At 63.1% G+C, this 16,829-nt stretch carries 18 protein-coding genes; 11 read left to right on the top strand and 7 right to left on the bottom strand.

Features of this window, described 5'->3' with window-relative positions:
- Positions 1-891, top strand: coding sequence for a DMT family transporter (locus NKH60_RS14315; RefSeq protein WP_352831681.1), 891 nt, complete (start codon positions 1-3; stop codon positions 889-891).
- Here the strand turns inward: NKH60_RS14315 and NKH60_RS14310 are convergent.
- Complete coding sequence (locus NKH60_RS14310) at positions 858-1,712, bottom strand: YihY/virulence factor BrkB family protein (protein ID WP_292656768.1); 855 nt, start codon at positions 1,710-1,712, stop codon at positions 858-860. The two genes, NKH60_RS14315 and NKH60_RS14310, sit on opposite strands and share 34 nt — an antisense overlap.
- 57 nt (positions 1,713-1,769) lie before the next feature.
- On the opposite strand from NKH60_RS14310, the gene NKH60_RS14305 reads away from it, so the two are divergent.
- The 7 genes from NKH60_RS14305 to NKH60_RS14275 all read left to right on the top strand — a co-directional run bounded on the left by NKH60_RS14305 (position 1,770) and on the right by NKH60_RS14275 (position 7,322).
- Entirely contained in the window at positions 1,770-2,636 is an 867-nt protein-coding gene (locus NKH60_RS14305; RefSeq protein ID WP_352831679.1) for an SDR family oxidoreductase, read from the top strand.
- A gap of 23 nt (positions 2,637-2,659) precedes the next feature.
- Positions 2,660-2,851: a twin transmembrane helix small protein gene (locus tag NKH60_RS14300; RefSeq protein ID WP_023677950.1), complete on the top strand. Its 192-nt coding sequence runs from the start codon at positions 2,660-2,662 to the stop codon at positions 2,849-2,851.
- Between the two features lie 25 nt (positions 2,852-2,876).
- Positions 2,877-3,458 (top strand): cob(I)yrinic acid a,c-diamide adenosyltransferase, encoded by a 582-nt coding sequence (locus NKH60_RS14295; RefSeq protein ID WP_352540181.1) that lies wholly within the window; start codon positions 2,877-2,879, stop codon positions 3,456-3,458.
- 25 nt (positions 3,459-3,483) lie between these two features.
- Positions 3,484-4,287: a rhomboid family intramembrane serine protease gene (locus NKH60_RS14290; protein ID WP_352831677.1), complete on the top strand. Its 804-nt coding sequence runs from the start codon at positions 3,484-3,486 to the stop codon at positions 4,285-4,287.
- A 208-nt stretch (positions 4,288-4,495) separates the two neighbouring features.
- Positions 4,496-5,245 (top strand): electron transfer flavoprotein subunit beta/FixA family protein, encoded by a 750-nt coding sequence (locus NKH60_RS14285; protein WP_352831675.1) that lies wholly within the window; start codon positions 4,496-4,498, stop codon positions 5,243-5,245.
- A 154-nt stretch (positions 5,246-5,399) separates the two neighbouring features.
- Entirely contained in the window at positions 5,400-6,329 is a 930-nt protein-coding gene (locus tag NKH60_RS14280) for an electron transfer flavoprotein subunit alpha/FixB family protein (protein WP_352831673.1), read from the top strand.
- A gap of 114 nt (positions 6,330-6,443) precedes the next feature.
- Positions 6,444-7,322, top strand: a complete 879-nt coding sequence (locus tag NKH60_RS14275; RefSeq protein WP_023677945.1) for a 3-hydroxybutyryl-CoA dehydrogenase — start codon at positions 6,444-6,446, stop codon at positions 7,320-7,322.
- 8 nt (positions 7,323-7,330) lie between these two features.
- Here NKH60_RS14275 and NKH60_RS14270 read toward each other — a convergent pair whose 3' ends face one another.
- Both NKH60_RS14270 and NKH60_RS14265 read right to left on the bottom strand, forming a co-directional pair.
- On the bottom strand, positions 7,331-7,969 hold the full coding sequence (locus tag NKH60_RS14270; protein WP_352831671.1) for an NrsF family protein: 639 nt from the start codon (positions 7,967-7,969) through the stop codon (positions 7,331-7,333).
- 1 nt (position 7,970) lies between these two features.
- Complete coding sequence (locus NKH60_RS14265) at positions 7,971-8,513, bottom strand: sigma-70 family RNA polymerase sigma factor (protein WP_023677943.1); 543 nt, start codon at positions 8,511-8,513, stop codon at positions 7,971-7,973.
- 202 nt (positions 8,514-8,715) lie between these two features.
- On the opposite strand from NKH60_RS14265, the gene NKH60_RS14260 reads away from it, so the two are divergent.
- From NKH60_RS14260 to NKH60_RS14250, 3 genes are all read left to right on the top strand, one after another.
- Positions 8,716-9,723: an iron ABC transporter substrate-binding protein gene (locus NKH60_RS14260; protein WP_352831736.1), complete on the top strand. Its 1,008-nt coding sequence runs from the start codon at positions 8,716-8,718 to the stop codon at positions 9,721-9,723.
- 169 nt (positions 9,724-9,892) lie between these two features.
- Positions 9,893-11,476 carry an ABC transporter permease gene (locus tag NKH60_RS14255; protein WP_352831669.1) on the top strand — a complete coding sequence of 528 codons (1,584 nt, stop codon included), beginning with the start codon at positions 9,893-9,895 and terminating at the stop codon, positions 11,474-11,476.
- A complete protein-coding gene (locus NKH60_RS14250) occupies positions 11,473-12,555 on the top strand; it encodes an ABC transporter ATP-binding protein (protein WP_352615997.1) in 1,083 nt (360 codons plus the stop codon). The genes NKH60_RS14255 and NKH60_RS14250 overlap by 4 nt, the downstream gene beginning before the upstream one ends.
- A gap of 22 nt (positions 12,556-12,577) precedes the next feature.
- Here NKH60_RS14250 and ugpC read toward each other — a convergent pair whose 3' ends face one another.
- From ugpC to ugpB, 4 genes are all read right to left on the bottom strand, one after another.
- Complete coding sequence (gene ugpC, locus NKH60_RS14245) at positions 12,578-13,645, bottom strand: sn-glycerol-3-phosphate ABC transporter ATP-binding protein UgpC (protein WP_352831667.1); 1,068 nt, start codon at positions 13,643-13,645, stop codon at positions 12,578-12,580.
- A 7-nt stretch (positions 13,646-13,652) separates the two neighbouring features.
- On the bottom strand, positions 13,653-14,501 hold the full coding sequence (gene ugpE / locus NKH60_RS14240; protein WP_352540185.1) for a sn-glycerol-3-phosphate ABC transporter permease UgpE: 849 nt from the start codon (positions 14,499-14,501) through the stop codon (positions 13,653-13,655).
- An 8-nt stretch (positions 14,502-14,509) separates the two neighbouring features.
- Positions 14,510-15,394: a sn-glycerol-3-phosphate ABC transporter permease UgpA gene (gene ugpA / locus NKH60_RS14235; RefSeq protein ID WP_352678081.1), complete on the bottom strand. Its 885-nt coding sequence runs from the start codon at positions 15,392-15,394 to the stop codon at positions 14,510-14,512.
- A gap of 81 nt (positions 15,395-15,475) precedes the next feature.
- Positions 15,476-16,786, bottom strand: a complete 1,311-nt coding sequence (gene ugpB, locus NKH60_RS14230; RefSeq protein WP_352489428.1) for a sn-glycerol-3-phosphate ABC transporter substrate-binding protein UgpB — start codon at positions 16,784-16,786, stop codon at positions 15,476-15,478.
- Positions 16,787-16,829: the final 43 nt, after the last annotated feature.

The following is a 16,829-nucleotide window of genomic DNA, read 5'->3' as shown; positions in this document are numbered from 1 at the left end:
ATGCACAGCCTCAAGCGGTTCATCCCCGCCTCTTTCGTCGTCCTGTGGGCGACCGGCTTCATCGGCGCGCGCTATGCCACGCCGTGGGCGGAGCCCTTTACCTTCCTGGCCGCGCGCTTTGTCCTGGCCGCAATCCTGCTTGTCGCTTTGATGGCCGCGCTTGGTTCGAGCCGTGCCACCCGCGACGAGGCGCTGCACGCGACCGGCGCCGGCATCCTGATGCATGGGGTCTATCTCGGCGGCGTGTTCTGGGCCATCCACCGGGGCATGCCCGCCGGGCTTTCAGCCCTGATCGTCGGCCTGCAGCCGCTGATCACGGCAGTGCTCGCCGGCAGGCTTCTCGGCGAGGCCATCCTGCCGCGCCACTGGGCCGGTCTCGGCCTCGGGCTGATCGGTGTGGTGATCGTGCTCTGGCCGAAGCTCGGCGCGCTCGGCGGCGGGGTGACGGCCGAAACACTGGGCGCCTCACTTGTCTCGGTGCTCGGCATGAGCGCCGGCACGATCTGGCAGAAGCGCTTTGCTTCCGGCGGCGATCTGGTGGCTGCCACGTTCTGGCAATATGTCGGCGGCGCATCTGTAATGGCCTTGGCCTCGCTAGCCTTCGAGACGCGAACGGTCATCGTCAATGGCGAACTGATCTTCGCCATGGCCTGGCTCGTGCTGGTGCTGTCGATCGGCGCCATCTTCCTGTTGATGGTGATGATCCGCGACGGCGAAATGTCGAAGGTCGCCTCGCTGTTTTACCTCGTGCCGGCCGTCACCGCGGTCATCGCCTGGGCATTGTTCGGTGAGCACTTGAGCCCGCTCCAGATCGCCGGCATGGCGATCGCGACGCTCGGCGTCGGGCTGGCGACGGCTCAGCCGCCGACGCGGGCACGCGCCTCTAAATAGCGGCTGATCGCGGCGTTGAGCTCGCCACCGAGGATGAAGATCGCTGATACGATGTAGAGGAAGACGACGGCGATCATGATCGAGGCGAGGCCGGCATAGGTCGTCACATAGGACGAGAAATGATCGAGATAGGCGGCGAAGATGGTCGACCCGATGAGCCAGCCGACCAGCGTGAAGATGATGCCAGGCACGATCGAAACGAAGCGGCGCTTGCCGGCTGGCAACCAGAAATGCACGGCGAACAGGCCGCCGATGATGACGACCGAGGCGATGACGTAACGCCACAGCGTGATCGTGCCCATGTAGGGCTTTATCCATTCGAAATGCGACTCGGCCAGCCGTGCCAGCAACGGCGCGAAGACCAGCAGCACGCTGATGGCCAAAAACCCGGCCGTCGCGATCAGCACGAAGATGATGCTCTGCACCCGCCGGTAGATGATGCCGCGCGTTTCCGAGACACGATAGGCCCGGTTGAGCGAGGTGCGCAGCGCCTCGATGCCGTTCGAGGCGAAATATCCGGCAAGCACGATACCGTAGGTCAACAGGTCACTGCGCCGGACGGTAAGCACGTTGAGTACCTCGCGCGCGATCGGTTTGGCGATCTGCTCGGGCCATGTGTCGAACACAAGGTGCACGGCGGTGTCGGCGAAAGCCTGCGCGCCGAAAAAACTCGCCAGCGTCGTGGCGAAGATCAGGAAAGGAAAAAGCGCCATCAGCGCGGTGATCGCCAGATGGCTGGCCATTGCCCAGCCGTCGTCGGTGTTGAAATGGCCGAGCGCGTCGTAGAGGACGCGTTTGAGGGCTACGATCTTCCGCAACAAGAACCGCGTTCCCTTCGATTGTCCCGACGCCGCGAATATGGGAAGGGTTTGCGGTAAATGACAACCCTAGGTCAAACCACCATTCCTCCCGGAGAAGAGTTGCGCACCATCATTGTCACAGGTGCCTCTTCCGGTATAGGCGCCTATTGCGCCCATGCTCTTAAGAGGGAAGGCTGGCGGGTGTTCGCAACGGCCCGAAAGCCCGAAGATATCGCCGCGCTCGAGGCCGACGGCATCGAGGCCTTTTATCTGGACTACACCGAGCCCGGATCGATCGAGGCGCTGGTGGCGTCGGTGCTGGAACGGACCGGCGGCCGGCTCGGTGCGCTCTTCAACAATGGCGCCTACGGACAACCCGGCGCCGTCGAGGACCTGCCGGTCGAGGCTTTACGGCAGCAGTTCGAAGCCAATGTCTTTGGCTGGCATGATCTCACTCGCCGCGTCGTACCGGTGATGCGCCGTCAGGGCCATGGTCGTCTCGTTCATTGCTCATCGATCCTCGGCCTCGCGCCGGTGCCTTTTCGCGGCGCCTACTCGGCATCGAAGCACGCTATCGAAGGGCTGATGCTGTCCCTCTATCAAGAACTCCGGGGTAGCGGCATCCATGTTTCGCTGATCGAGCCGGGGCCGGTGAAATCGAAGATCGCCAGCAACAGCCTTGCGTGGTTCCTGGCAAATATCGATCACGAGAATTCCGTTCATCGCCTTGCCTATGCGGCGCAACTCAAACGGCTGCGGGCCGGCGGCAGCACATCGCGGCTGAAGCCCGGGGCGGAGGTGGTTTATGCCGCCTTGCGCCATGCGCTTCTGTCGCGGCGCCCGCGCCCGCATTATGTGGTAACAGTGCCGGCCAGGATCGGTGTGATCCTTAAACGCATCCTGCCGGCTTCTGCACTCTACCGTCTGCTCGCCAAACGCGCCTGAACGCAATTCAACTGGAACACACCATGGCAACCGTCTTCAACATCCTCGCCGTTCTTGTCATGGTCGCAGTGGTGATCGTGCTGATCCGCGGCCTCATCAACATGATGCGCGGCGGCTCCAGCATGACCTCCAACAAGCTGATGCAGACGCGCGTGCTCTTGCAGTTCGTGGCCTTGGTGCTGATCATGCTGGCGGTGTATTTCACCCGTAAGTGACCCAGCACCAGCCGGGAGGTACCCCGTGGTCAAACTCAACAAGATCTACACCCGCACTGGCGACGATGGCACCACCGGTCTCGGCTCCGGCGAGCGGCGGCTGAAATCCGACCTTCGCATCGACGCCTACGGCACGGTCGACGAGGCCAATGCCTGCATCGGCATGGCCCGCATTCATACCGCGGCAGTAAATCCGGCGATCGATGCGATGCTCGGCCGCATCCAGAACGACCTTTTCGACCTCGGCGCCGATCTGGCAGTCCCCGATAATGGCAAGCCGCTCGACTACGAGCCGTTGCGCATCATCGCCTCGCAGACCGACCGCATCGAACAGGATATCGATCTCCTCAACAAGGACCTTGAGCCGCTCAAATCCTTCGTGCTCAACGGCGGTACGCCGGCAGCGGCTGCCCTTCACCTCGCCCGCACGGTGGCCCGCCGCGCCGAGCGCGTCATGGTTGCGCTGTCGCAAGATCCAGACGAGCAGGTCAACCGCGAGGGGATAAGATACATCAACCGTGTCTCGGACTTTCTGTTCGTCGCCGCACGCGCGGTCAATGACAACGGAAATGCCGACGTGCTATGGGTTCCCGGCAAGAACCGCTGAATCTGCCGGAACCGGGAGAGGCCTGATGTTTATCCCGCTTTACGACACCAACAGGCTGCGGCACATCAAGCTGCAATATGTGACCATCGGCCTGATCGCGCTCAATGTGTTGATCTACCTTATCACTACGCTTGGCGGTGAGGACTTCTCCAACGCCGCGGTGCTGGGCCTCGGCTTCATCCCGTCGGTCGTGCATGACAGCGTCGAGCTCGCTCCGCAATTCGTCGTCATTCCGGAGAGCCTGAGCTACCTGACCTATTCCTTCCTGCACGCAGATATCTTCCACCTCGGCGGCAACATGCTGTTCCTGTGGGTGTTCGGCGACAATGTCGAGGATGCACTCGGCCACATCCGCTACCTCGTCTTCTATCTGCTTTGCGCCATTGCCGGCGCTTTCTTCCAGGGTCTGGTTGCCTGGGATTCGCGGGTGCCGCTGATTGGCGCGTCGGGCGCCATCGCCGGTGTGGTCGCCGCCTATCTGATCCTTTATCCGCGGGTGAAGGTATGGGTGCTGGTCTTCGCGCGCATCCCGTTGCGCATCCCGGCCTTCATCCCGCTGATCCTGTGGATCCTGTTCCAGATCTTCATGTTCTCCCAGGGGGGCGAGGATCAGGTTTCCTGGGCCTGCCATATCGGCGGCATCATCGCTGGAGCCGTGCTGGTGCTTGTCTTGCGCAGCCGCGGCGTACCGCTACTCGCCGGCGCAGACGAGGAGCCGGCCGTGGTCGCCGGTCCGGCGCCCGTAGCCGGGGAGCCGGCGCCAAGCGACCCACAACCTGCGCAGCCGGCGCCGCGCTGGGGCCGGGGAAGCGTTTCCGGTCCGGACTGAACCGATTTGAGTGCTTCGCCGAGGATCCGAGTGCGCCTCGGATATTGACGCGCGGGGTCGCCGCAACTACGGAAGCGCCACCCTACTGGCGTGGCGAAGACCAGAATTCCGTCCGGAATGTCGGCTTTCGACAACTATGAAGAGGTGCACGCTGCTATAGCGCGCCCGACGAGCGTGAAAAGACTATCGTGAAAGAGGTGGCAGGCAAATGAAGATCCTTGTGCCCGTGAAGCGGGTTGTGGATGCGAACGTCAAGGTCCGGGTGAAGGCGGACGGTTCGGCGGTGGAACTCGCCAACGTCAAGATGGCGATGAACCCGTTCGACGAGATCGCGGTCGAAGAGGCGATCCGGCTGAAGGAAGCTGGCAAGGCCGAAGAGATCATCGTCGTGTCGATCGGGCCGCAGCAGGCACAGGAGACCTTGCGCACGGCGCTCGCCATGGGCGCTGACCGCGCCATCCTGGTCAAGACCGACGAGCAGACTGAGCCGCTGGGCGTCGCCAAGGTGCTGAAGGGCGTCGTCGAGGCAGAACAGCCCGGCCTTGTCATTCTCGGCAAGCAGGCGATCGACGACGATTCCAACCAGACCGGCCAGATGCTGGCCGCACTTCTCGGCTGGGCGCAGGGCACCTTCGCCTCCAAGATCGTGCTCGACGGTGACAAGGCCACGGTGACGCGCGAGGTCGATGGCGGCCTGCAGACGCTGGAACTGAAGATGCCGGCGATCGTCACGGCCGATTTGCGGCTGAACCAGCCACGCTACGCTTCTCTGCCCAATATCATGAAGGCCAAGAAGAAGCCGCTCGACGAGAAGAGCCCTGCCGATTACGGCGCCGACGTCAAGCCGCGGCTTAAAGTGATCAAGACCGAGGAGCCGGGCGGCCGCAAGGCGGGCGTCAAGGTCGAGAGCGTCGCCGAACTGGTAGACAAGCTGAAGAACGAAGCCGGCGTGCTCTAAGGAAATCCGATGAGGCCGGCCTGCAAACGGCCGGTTCTCCGCTTCCGGTGCTCACGTACTGAAGTACGCTCCGCTCCGGTTCTCGAAACCAACCGTTTTCGACTCGGCCTGACCGGATTTCAGGAGCCTCGAAGACGAAAGTCAGGAAAACATCATGGCTATTCTTCTGATTGCCGAACACGACAACGCTGCGCTTTCCGACCAGACCGCCAAGGCGCTTTCGGCGGCGCTCCAGATCGGTTCGGACGTGCATGTGCTGGTTGCCGGCAAAGGCGCCAAGCCGGCAGCGGACGCCGCCGCCAAGCTCAAGGGCGTCACCAAGGTACTGCTCGCCGACGCCGACGAACTGACCGAGCGTCTCGCCGAACCGCTGGCGGCACTCGTCGTTTCGCTTGCTGAGCCATACGAGACGATCATCGCGCCGGCGACCTCGTCGGGCAAGAACGTCGCGCCCCGCGTGGCGGCGCTGCTCGATGTCGCCCAGATATCTGAAATCATCGAAGTCGTGTCGCCCGACACCTTCAAGCGCCCGATCTATGCCGGCAACGCCATCCAGACGGTGCAGTCCAGTGACGCCAAGAAGGTCATCACGGTGCGTACCGCTTCCTTCCAGGCAGCGCCCGAGGGCGGTTCCGCGTCGGTCGAGACGGTCCAGGCGGCGGCCAATCCCGGCCTGTCGAGCTTTGTCGAGAACAAGCTCTCCGAGACCGACCGTCCAGAGCTGACCTCGGCCAAGATCATCATCTCGGGCGGCCGTGCGCTGGGCTCCTCCGAGAAGTTCCAGGAGGTCATCCTGCCGGTCGCCGACAAGCTCGGTGCGGCGGTTGGCGCATCTCGCGCCGCCGTCGATGCCGGCTATGCGCCGAACGACTGGCAGGTCGGCCAGACCGGCAAGGTGGTAGCGCCCGACCTTTATATTGCCGTCGGCATCTCCGGTGCCATCCAGCACCTTGCCGGCATGAAGGATTCGAAGGTGATCGTTGCCATCAACAAGGACGAGGAAGCGCCGATCTTCCAGGTCGCCGACTACGGTCTCGTCGGCGATCTCTTCGTCATTCTGCCGGAACTGCAAAAGGCGCTTTGACGCCTTCTGCCAAAGCGTATTAAATTCTGAGGGGTGGGGTAGACGAAGTCGCCCCGCCCTTTTAGTTTGCACTGCACAAAAAACGGGCCGCAAAGGCCTCGACGGGATCGGGTAATGAGCAAGATCGAGACGATCGGCATCATCGGCGCGGGCCAGATGGGTGGCGGCATCGCCCATGTGTCGGCGCTGGCGGGCTATAAGGTGCTGGTTTACGATATTTCGCCCGACCGCATCGAAAAGGGCATCGCTACGATCAGCGGCAACATGGCCCGTCAGGTCGGCTCCGGCAAACTCGAGGAAAAGCTGCGCAATGAGGCGATGGCGCGCATTTCGGCGGCACCGGCCATGGCCGACCTTGCGGGCGCCGATCTGGTGATCGAAGCAGCGACCGAGGACGAGACGGTCAAGCGCAAGATCTATGCCCAGCTCTGCCCGCAGCTCAACCCCGAGGCCATCCTGGCGACGAACACGTCATCGATCTCGATCACACGGCTGGCTTCGCAGACCGACCGGCCGGAACGCTTCATCGGCATACATTTCATGAATCCGGTTCCGGTGATGAAGCTGGTCGAACTGGTGCGCGGCATCGCCACCGAGGACCAGACCTTCGAGGCGGCAAAAACCTATGTGAAGCAGCTCGACAAGACGATCACCGTCTCGGAGGATTTCCCGGCCTTCATCGTCAACCGCATCCTGCTGCCGATGATCAACGAGGCGATCTACACGCTCTATGAAGGTGTCGGCTCGGTCGACGCCATCGATACCGCCATGAAGCTCGGCGCCAACCATCCGATGGGGCCGCTGCAGCTTGCCGATTTCATCGGGCTCGATACCTGCCTGTCGATCATGCAGGTGCTGCATGACGGGCTGTCGGATTCGAAATACCGCCCCTGCCCGCTGCTGGTCAAATATGTCGAGGCCGGCTGGCTCGGCCGCAAGACCGGGCGCGGCTTCTACGACTATCGCGGCGAGCATCCCGTTCCGACACGCTGATCGCCTCGCTACCAGCGCACAAAAAATCGTCCGCCGAGCGCCCCGAGCACGGCAAGGATGGCGACCGCGATCGTATACCAGGTGCCGACGAAAAGCGGCGAATCGTCAAAGCAATGAGCCGCATAGAAGGTCGCCGCCAGCCCGCCGGCAAGCAGGCCCGCGGCCGCACCGGCAAGCACCGGCCTTGTCGGCGCGCCATGGCGCAGCACCGCGAGAAAGACGGCAAGCGGGCCGATCCCGATCAACGGAATGAAGGTCAGGCAGATGACCATGTTCGTGCCGACCAGGCGCGTGCCCCAGTCGGACGCAGGCACGGCGAAGAGTTCGAGAATCACAGCCACAATCACCAGCAGCGGCGCGGCGACCATCCAGCTCACCGCCCGGCCGGTCGATGCACCGGGCGTCGACAGCCCACGCACCAGGACAAAGGCGCTGGCGGCAAGAGCAATCGTGAAGACGAATTTGGACAGGAACCGCATCGTGTGCATGGCGATCGCAATGTCGGGGCGCGGGCCGATCGTCAGCCAGAAAACCGCGGCCGCGATCACGATGGCCGCGCCGGCGGCAAGCCACCAGGCGGTGCCTAGCGGCAGCGCCTTGCTGCGGGCATCGGCGTCAAGCGCCTTGATGAAATCTTCGGTCCTCATGTTATTCCCGCCCCGCCCTGAACCGTTTGGCAATGGCGGCAAGCCCGCGGTGCAGTGACACCCGCACAGCCGTCTCGCTGATGCCGAATTTGGCCGCGGTCTCACCGATTGACCGGCCTTCGACCGATACGGCCGAGACGACGGAACGCTGTGCCGGCGGCAGGCTGTCGAGCGCCCGGTTGACGTCGCGCTCGCTCACCGTCTCCGATTCCGGCTCGGCAAAGGTCTCGGCGATTTCGTCGATCTCGATCTCGATCCGCCGACCGCGCCGCCGGAACGCATCGATCAGCTTGAAGCGGGCTATTGCATAGACCCAAGGCAGCACCGGCGCATCATGGCGCCAGGTGTGTCGTTTCACATGAATGGCCAGCAAGGTTTCCTGCACGACATCCTCGGGATCCACCCCGCCCTGCACGATCTTGCGCCGGGCAAAGCCACGAACGAGCGCGGCGATCCGGTGCAGAAAGTCGGCATAGGCCCTTTCGTCTCCGGCGATCGCGGCCCGCAGCAGCCGTGAAAGCTCGGCTTCGTCCTTGCCGCTCACAAGAGTTCACTCCCCGATATTCGCGTCTCGGCGCTGATTTGTTACGGGGCCGGCGAAATAATGTCCAAGGCAAATTAGCTGAGCATCACGAAAGTTTGCTCCTTTTGAGCGATTGAGTGGGTCAGCAATGTTGACTGCACCAGTCAGGTATTGGTAGGTGCAGCGTGCCAAGCCAAAGACCATCGAAATCGAGGACGACGCCATGAAATATGCTCTTTCCGCCCTTGCCGGCGCGACAGCACTTGCAATCAGCCTGATCGCCGGCCCGGCAATAGCAGAGGACGAGGGCATCGTCGTTTACAACGCCCAGCACGAAAACCTGACCAAGGCCTGGGCGGAGGGATTCACCAAGGAAACCGGCATCAAGGTTACCGTCCGCAATGGCGGCGACAGCGATTTCTCCAATCAGATCGTTGCGGAAGGCACCGCTTCGCCCGCCGATGTATTCCTGACGGAGAATTCGCCGGCCATGGCATTGGTCGAGGCGGCCGGCCTGTTCGCACCGGTCGACACCGAGACGCTGGCCCAGGTTCCGCAGGAGTACCAGCCGGCGAGCGGCAAATGGGTCGGCGTTGCCGCGCGCAGCACCGTCTTTGCCTACAACAAGACCAAGCTGAGCGCCGACCAGCTGCCCAAATCGCTGCTCGATCTCGCCGATCCGAGCTGGAAGGGCCGCTGGGCCGCTTCGCCCTCCGGCGCCGATTTCCAGGCGATCGTCAGCGCGCTTCTGCAGCTCAAGGGTGAGGCGGCGACGGCCGAATGGCTGAAGGCGATGAAGGAGAATTTTACCGCCTATAAGGGCAACAGCACGGTGATGAAGGCGGTCAATGCCGGCGAGGTCGAAGGCGGCGTGATCTATCACTATTACTACTACGGCGATCAGGCCAAGACCGGCGAGAACAGCAAGAACGTCGAGTTGCACTATTTCAAGCATCAGGATCCCGGTGCTTTCGTCTCGATTTCCGGCGGCGGCGTACTGGCCTCGAGCAAGCACCCGAAGGAAGCGCAGGCTTTCCTGAAATGGGTCACCGGCAATCGTGGCCAGGACGTGCTGAAAACAGGCGATTCGTTCGAATACGCAGTCGGCAAGGGCGCCGAGTCCAACCCGAAGCTGGTGCCGCTGGCCGATCTGCAGGCGCCGAAAGTCGACCCGACGACGCTGAACTCGAAAAAGGTGACCGACCTGATGACGGCGGCCGGCTTGCTTTAGCCGGCGTTCGTCCTAAAAGGGCAACCGACTGCGCTCCTGTGGGAATTCGCTTTCCACAGGAGCGCTCTGTTTTCAAGATGGCATTTGCCTATGACCACAAGCTACCCGCGAGATTATCCGCCGCCGATCGTTTCCGCCTCCGGGCGGAGCTGGCGCAACGTCTGATCTGATGCAATCCGCGATCGATCTCGCACGCCCAGGCTTGCCGGCCGACGCCACGGCCGTGCGGGCACGTCGTTGGTCGGTCTCATGGATTGCGTTGGCTGCCGTCTTTGTCTCGCTTTTCGCGCTGCTGCCGCTTGCCTTCATCGTCTGGGTGGCGGTGCAGACCGGCTGGGAAACGGTGGCGGCGCTGGTGTTCAGGCCGCGCGTCGGCGAACTTCTGGTCAACACCAGCCTGCTGGTGGTTCTGGCGGTGCCGATCTCGATCGTGCTGTCGGTCACGCTGGCCTGGCTGACCGAGCGCAGCGATCTGCCGGGTGCCCGCCTATGGTCCTGGCTGTCGGTGGCGCCGCTCGCCATTCCCGCCTTCGTCCACAGTTACGCCTGGATCACCATGGTGCCCAGACTGCACGGCCTGTGGGCCGGCGTGCTTGTGTCCGTCATCGCCTATTTCCCGTTCCTTTATCTGCCGGTGGCGGCGGCATTGCGACGGCTTGATCCCGCTCTCGAGGATGCAGCGGCAGCCCTTGGTCTCGGCCCGTGGCGTGTGTTCAGGCGTGTCGTGCTGCCGCAGCTCCGGCTCGCCATTTGCGGCGGCTCCCTGCTGGTCGGCCTGCATCTCCTGGCCGAATACGGGCTCTATGTCTTCATCCGCTTCGACACCTTCACCACCGCGATCGTCGACCAGTTCCAGTCGACCTTCAACGGTCCCGCCGCCAACATGCTGGCCGGCGTGCTGGTGACCTGCTGCCTTGTGCTGCTCGGGCTGGAGGTGCTGGTGCGCGGCGAGGAGCGCTATGCCCGCGTCGGTTCGGGTGCTGCGCGCCAGCAGCAGCGCACGGGCCTTGGGCGCGCCACCATTCCTTGCCTGCTGCTGCCTGCCATTACCACGCTGCTGGCGCTCGGCGTACCGTTCGCCACTATCGGCCGCTGGCTCATGGCCGGCGGCGCCGATGTCTGGCGGCTCGACGAGATCGGCCTGGCGCTTGGCCAAACGCTGTTCCTAGCAATTGCCGGCGCGCTGCTTGCCACCGTCGCGGCAATGCCGATGGCGTGGATTTCGATCCGCGCGCCGGGGCGGCTGCAACGCGTCCTGGAGGGCTGCAACTATATCGTCGGCGCGTTGCCCGGCGTTGTCATCGCCCTGGCGCTGGTCACCATCGCCGTGCGTATCGCTATGCCGCTCTACCAGACCCTGTTCACCATCCTGGTCGCCTATGCGCTGATGTTCCTGCCGCGCGCCCTGATTAGCCTCAGGGCGTCGATCGCACAGGCGCCGGTCGAGCTCGAACGCGCCGCCTCCAGCCTCGGCCGGTCGCCGCTCAAGGCGCTGTGGTCGACGACCATCCGCCTGTCGGCGCCGGGCGCCGCAGCCGGCATGGCGTTGGTCGCGCTGGGTATCATGAACGAATTGACCGCAACCCAGATGCTGGCGCCCAACGGCACCCGCACGCTGGCCATGGCGTTCTGGTCCTATAGCGGCGAGATCGACTATGCGTCGGCGGCGCCTTATGCCCTGATCATGGTGGCGATGTCGCTGCCTTTGACCTGGTTGCTCTACGTCCAGTCGAAGCGGATGGCCGGGCGATGAGCTTTCTCGAGCTGAGCGGCATCCACAAGCACTACGGGCCCGTGGCAGCACTTGCCGGCGTCGACCTCAGCGTGGCCAGCGGCAGCCGTACGGCAATCGTCGGGCCGTCCGGTTGCGGCAAGACCACCTTGCTGCGGCTGATCGCCGGCTTCGAGGCGCCGGACCAGGGCCGCATCGTGCTTGATGACGAGGTGCTGGCCGATGGCGACACGGCCGTGCCGGCGCATCGCCGCGGCATCGGGCTGGTGGCGCAGGACGGCGCTCTATTCCCGCATCTGAGCATCGCCGCCAATATCGGCTTCGGCATGGGGCGTCACGAGGAAAAGCGCAGTGAGCGCATCGCCGAGCTCGCCTATGTCGTCGGGCTGGACAAAGGTATCCTGAAGCGCCGTCCGCACGAACTCTCCGGTGGCCAGCAGCAGCGCGTCGCGCTCGCCCGCGCCATGGCCATGAAGCCGCGGCTGATGCTGCTCGACGAGCCGTTCTCGGCGCTCGACACCGGCCTGCGCGCCTCGATGCGCAAGGCCGTGGCCGAGCTCCTTGAAACCGCCGGCATCACCACCATCCTGGTCACCCACGACCAGGCCGAGGCGCTGTCATTCGCCAGCCAGGTCGCGGTGATGCGCGACGGCAAATTCTCGCAGGTCGGCACGCCGCGCGAGCTCTATTTCAAGCCGAAGGACAGGATGGTCGCCGAGTTCCTTGGCGACGCCATCGTCCTGCCGGCAAGGATCGCCGATGGCTTCGCCATCTCGCCGCTCGGCCGCATCGCTGTCGACAGCTCGGAGCGGCGCGACGTCGCCCGCATCATGCTGCGGCCGGAGCAGGTGTTGCTTAAGCGCACATCGCGTGAAGGCATGTCCGGCACGCCGGACATGCTGTTCGGCGAGGTGACAGAATCGGAGTTCGCCGGCTCGATGTGCACCATCGCGGTGCGTCTGTTGAACAGCCCCGATCCGCCCGACGCCGCCGCTATCGGCAATACGCCGTTGATCCTGCGCAAGCCGGGCATGGACGCGCCGGCGATCGGCGAGATCGTCCGGCTGACCGTGTCGGGCAAGGCGCATGTGTTTGCCTGAACGGTTTTGCGCAAGGCCGACTTCAATCGACCCGTTTGCCCGCCTGATCGAACCAATGCAGCTTTTCGGACCTGGCCACGACGCGCAATTGGTCGCCTGGCTTGGCGCTGGCGCGGCCTGAGACGCGCACGACGATGCGGTTGCCGGCTGCCACGCAATGGAGAAAGCTTTCGGCACCGACCGGTTCGACCGCTTCCACTGTTGCCGGCAGCGCGAGCGCGCCGGCCGGCGCCTCTGCCGCGAAGGTGATGTCGGCGTCCTCCGGGCGAAAGCCTAGTGTCACTGCCTTGCCCTGTCGAGGCGCCAAGCCAATCACAGTACCGTCCGCCAATACCGAGCTTGGGGAGGCCCCTGTGAGCGCCAGCAGATTCATCGGCGGTGCGCCTATGAACGAAGCGACGAAGGTCGAGGCCGGTTTCTCGTACACATCAAGCGGCGCGCCGGTCTGCTCGACCAGGCCGGCGTTCATGACGACGAGGATGTCGGCCAGCGTCATCGCCTCAAGCTGGTCGTGCGTGACATAAACCGAGGTGACGCCAAGCGAGCGCTGCAGATTCTTGATCTCGATGCGCATCTGCCCGCGCAATTTCGCATCGAGGTTGGACAGCGGTTCGTCGAACAGGAAGACCTTCGGGTTGCGCACGATGGCGCGACCCATGGCGACGCGTTGGCGCTGACCGCCGGAAAGCTCGCGCGGGCGCCGGTCGAGCAGCGCCGAAAGCTCCAGCACCTTGGCAGTCGAGCGTACCCTGCTGTCGATCTCGTCATTCGGCGTGCCGCGGTTGCGCAGGCCATAGGCCATGTTGTCATAGACCTTCATATGTGGGTAGAGCGCGTAGTTCTGGAACACCATTGCGATGTCGCGCTCGGTCGGGCCAATGGCGTTGACCACCTTGCCGTCGATGGCGACTGTACCGGCAGAAATCGTCTCCAGCCCGGCGATCATCCTCAGCAGCGTAGACTTGCCGCAGCCGGAGGGGCCGACCAGCACGCAAAGCTCCTTGTCGGGAATGGCGATGGAAACGCCCTTCACGGCCTCGACGCCGCTGGGATAGATTTTCCTGACATCCTTCAGATCCACGGTCGCCATCGGCTTCTCACTTTTCGGATTCGACCAGACCGCGCACGAACCAGCGTTGCATCAGCACGACCACCAGGATCGGCGGCACGATGGCCAGCATTGCCGTGACCATCACCAGGTGCCATTGGGTGTCGGCATCGGCGAAGGAAACCATCTTTCTCAGCGCGATGACGATGGTATTCATGTCGTTGCTGTTGGTGACGAGCAGCGGCCAAAGATACTGCGTCCAGCCATAGATGAAGAGGATCACGAACAGCGCGGCGATGTTTGTCCGCGACAGCGGCACCAGAATATCGAAAAAGAAGCGCCATGGCCCGGCACCGTCGACACGCGCCGCCTCCACCAATTCGCCCGGTATGGTCATGAAGAACTGGCGAAACAGCAGCGTTGCGGTGGCTGAGGCGATCAGCGGGACGATCAGGCCGGCATAGGTGTCGATCATGCCGAGATCGACCATCACCTTGTAGGTCGGCAGGATGCGCACCTCGACTGGAAGCATCAAGGTGATGAAGATCAGCCAGAAGAAGGTCATGCGCAGCGGAAAGCGAAAGAACACGATCGCGTAGGCCGACAGGATCGAGATGAAGATCTTTCCCACCGCAACGCCGAGCGCCATGATCATGGTGTTGAGGAGCAGCCTGCCGACGCTGACCCCGCCGATACGACCGATGCCGCCGAACAGCGCCTCGCTGTAATTGTTCCATAGCTGGCCGCCGGGCAAGAGCGGCAGGGGCGGCCTGAGGATCGTTTGCAGCGTGTGCGTCGAGGCAACGAAGGTGTAGTAGATCGGAAAAGCCACGATCAATATGCCGAGGATGAGCACGGCATGGGCGATGAAGGTGCGGAGCGGGGACTGGCCGATCATCGCTGCCCTCAGCCGTAATGGACTTTGCGTTCCACATAGCGGAACTGGATCGCTGTGAGCGCAATGACGATGGCCATCAGGATGACCGACTGCGCCGCCGAATCGCCCAGGATCAGATTGACGAAGCCGTCATTGTAGACCTTGTAGACCAGCGTCTCGGTCGTCTTGCCCGGCCCGCCGCCGGTGACGGCATGAACGATGCCGAACGTGTCGAACAGGGCATAGACGGTGTTGACGACCAGCAGGAAAAAGCTTGTCGGCGCAAGCAGCGGGAAGACGATGGTCCAGAAGCGCTTGGTTTCGCCGGCGCCGTCCATGGCCGCCGCTTCGATCAGCGTTTTCGGCACCGCCTGCAGGCCGGCGACGAAGAACAGGAAGTTGTAGCTGATCTGCTTCCAGGCAGCAGCCGACACCAGCAGGATCATGGCGTGGGTGCCGTTGAGCAGCGGGTCCCATACGATGCCGAGGCTTCTCAGCAAATAGGCCAACGAGCCGATCGAGGGATTGAACAGGAAAAGCCAAAGCATGCCGGCAATCGCCGGCGCCACGGCGTAAGGCCATATCAACAGTGTGCGGTAGAGGCCTTTGCCGCGCACGGCCTTCTCGGCCATGACCGCGAGCAGCAGGGCCACAACCATGGCAACGATCGCGGTCGCAAGAGAGAACACTACGGTGACCTTGATCGAGTTGAGGTAGGCCGGATCGGCCAGCACCTTCCGGAAATTGGCAAACCAGACGAACCTGCTCTTCAGCCCGAACGGGTCTTGCCTGAGCATCGACTGGTAAAGCGCCTGACCGGCCGGCCAGTAGAAGAAAACCAGGGTGATGGCGAGCTGTGGCGCCACCAGCAGGTAGGGCAGGATCTTGTTGGGAAATACGACGCGTGGAGACAGGCTGATTTCCCTCGCTATCCAGGTGTCGCCCACGCGAGCCCGCGTGGGCGATATTCCAACCGACTAACCGAGATAATCCCGTCAGTTCTCCAGCGCTTCCTTGATCGCGACGTTGCCGCGCGCAACCGCATTGTCGAGTGCCTGCTGGGCGGTTTGCTGGCCGGCCAGCATCTTCTCCAGCTCCTCGTTCTGGATATCGCGCACCTGCGGCAGATTCGGCAGGCGCACGCCCTTCGAGTTGTCGGTCGGCGCCTTGCCCGTCATCTGCAGGATGGGTGTCTCGCGGCCGGGGTTTTTGTCATAGAAGCCTGATTTCTTCGTCGCCTCATACGCGGCGAGCGTCACAGGCAGGTATCCCGACTTCTGGTGCAGATATTCCTGCACATCGGTCTTGGACAGATAGGCAAAGAAGGCGGCGACACCCTTGTATTCCTCGTCCGACTTGTTGCCGAACACCCACAGGCTGGCACCACCCGGCGTCGTGTTCTGTGGTGCGCCCTTGGCGTCGGTATCATACGGAAGCTGGCCGATGCCATAGTTCATGCCGGACTTGACGATATCGCCGAGGCCGCCCGACGATTCGGTGAAGATGCCGCATTCGCCGGCGAGGAATATCTGCTTGGCTTCGGAGGTGCGTCCGCCATATTTGAACGTGCCGTCCTTGGCCAGGCCAGCGAGCGCCTGGAAGTGGTTGACGAAAATCGGCGCATTGATCTTGAGTTCGACATCACCTCCAGCCAGGCCATTCTGCTGGGTGGCCCAAGGCACGTCATTCCACGCCGCGAAATTCTCCAGGTGGATCCAGGTCAGCCAGGTCGAGGTATAGCCGCAAGGGGCGGCGCCGCTCGTCTTGATCTTCTTGGCAGCTTCCCACACCTCGTTCCACGTCTTGGGCGGATTGTTCACGTCGAGGCCTGCCTTCTGGAAGATGTCCTTGTTGTAATAGAGGATCGGCGAGGAAGAGTTGTAGGGGAACGATAGCATGGTGCCGTCCGGCTTCGAATAATAGCCGACGATGCCGGGCAGATACTGGCTCTTGTCGAAAGTCATCCCGGCGCCGGTCATCACATCGGCCACCGGCTTTATCGCACCCTCGGCCGCCATCATCACGCCGGTGCCGACGTCGAACACCTGGAGGATATCGGGCGCTTGCCCGGCACGAAAGGCAGCGATGCCGGCATTCAGCGTCTCCGGATAGGTGCCCTTGAACACCGGAACGAGCTCATAGTCGCTCTGGCTGGCGTTGAAATCCTTGGAGATCTTGGCGACGACCTCGGCGTTGGCGCCGGTCATGGCGTGCCACCAGCTGATCTGCGTGACGGCGAAGGCGGAGGTGGTGGAAAGCAGGGTCACGGTGGCGGCGATACCGGCCGCAAAGCCGAAGAACTTCATGTTTCATCTCCCGTTTGTCATTGGCGAAAGGGGCACTTCCGCA

This window comes from Mesorhizobium sp. M1006, from assembly GCF_040318825.1.
Taxonomy (GTDB): domain Bacteria; phylum Pseudomonadota; class Alphaproteobacteria; order Rhizobiales; family Rhizobiaceae; genus Mesorhizobium.
Note: the sequence above shows the minus strand (reverse complement) of the source record. Positions and strands in the feature narration are given on the sequence as shown.

Excerpts from the sequence above, each read along its gene's own strand:
- ugpB (WP_352489428.1), bottom strand. The coding sequence starts at position 16,786 with ATGAAGTTCTTCGGCTTTGCGGCCGGTATCGCCGCCACCGTGACCCTG.
- NKH60_RS14290 (WP_352831677.1), top strand. The coding sequence starts at position 3,484 with ATGTTTATCCCGCTTTACGACACCAACAGGCTGCGGCACATCAAGCTG.
- NKH60_RS14260 (WP_352831736.1), top strand. The coding sequence starts at position 8,716 with ATGAAATATGCTCTTTCCGCCCTTGCCGGCGCGACAGCACTTGCAATC.
- NKH60_RS14255 (WP_352831669.1), top strand. The coding sequence starts at position 9,893 with ATGCAATCCGCGATCGATCTCGCACGCCCAGGCTTGCCGGCCGACGCC.
- NKH60_RS14285 (WP_352831675.1), top strand. The coding sequence starts at position 4,496 with ATGAAGATCCTTGTGCCCGTGAAGCGGGTTGTGGATGCGAACGTCAAG.
- NKH60_RS14280 (WP_352831673.1), top strand. The coding sequence starts at position 5,400 with ATGGCTATTCTTCTGATTGCCGAACACGACAACGCTGCGCTTTCCGAC.
- ugpE (WP_352540185.1), bottom strand. The coding sequence starts at position 14,501 with ATGATCGGCCAGTCCCCGCTCCGCACCTTCATCGCCCATGCCGTGCTC.
- NKH60_RS14270 (WP_352831671.1), bottom strand. The coding sequence starts at position 7,969 with ATGAGGACCGAAGATTTCATCAAGGCGCTTGACGCCGATGCCCGCAGC.
- ugpC (WP_352831667.1), bottom strand. The coding sequence starts at position 13,645 with ATGGCGACCGTGGATCTGAAGGATGTCAGGAAAATCTATCCCAGCGGC.
- NKH60_RS14315 (WP_352831681.1), top strand. The coding sequence starts at position 1 with ATGCACAGCCTCAAGCGGTTCATCCCCGCCTCTTTCGTCGTCCTGTGG.
- NKH60_RS14300 (WP_023677950.1), top strand. The coding sequence starts at position 2,660 with ATGGCAACCGTCTTCAACATCCTCGCCGTTCTTGTCATGGTCGCAGTG.
- NKH60_RS14275 (WP_023677945.1), top strand. The coding sequence starts at position 6,444 with ATGAGCAAGATCGAGACGATCGGCATCATCGGCGCGGGCCAGATGGGT.
- NKH60_RS14250 (WP_352615997.1), top strand. The coding sequence starts at position 11,473 with ATGAGCTTTCTCGAGCTGAGCGGCATCCACAAGCACTACGGGCCCGTG.
- NKH60_RS14305 (WP_352831679.1), top strand. The coding sequence starts at position 1,770 with ATGACAACCCTAGGTCAAACCACCATTCCTCCCGGAGAAGAGTTGCGC.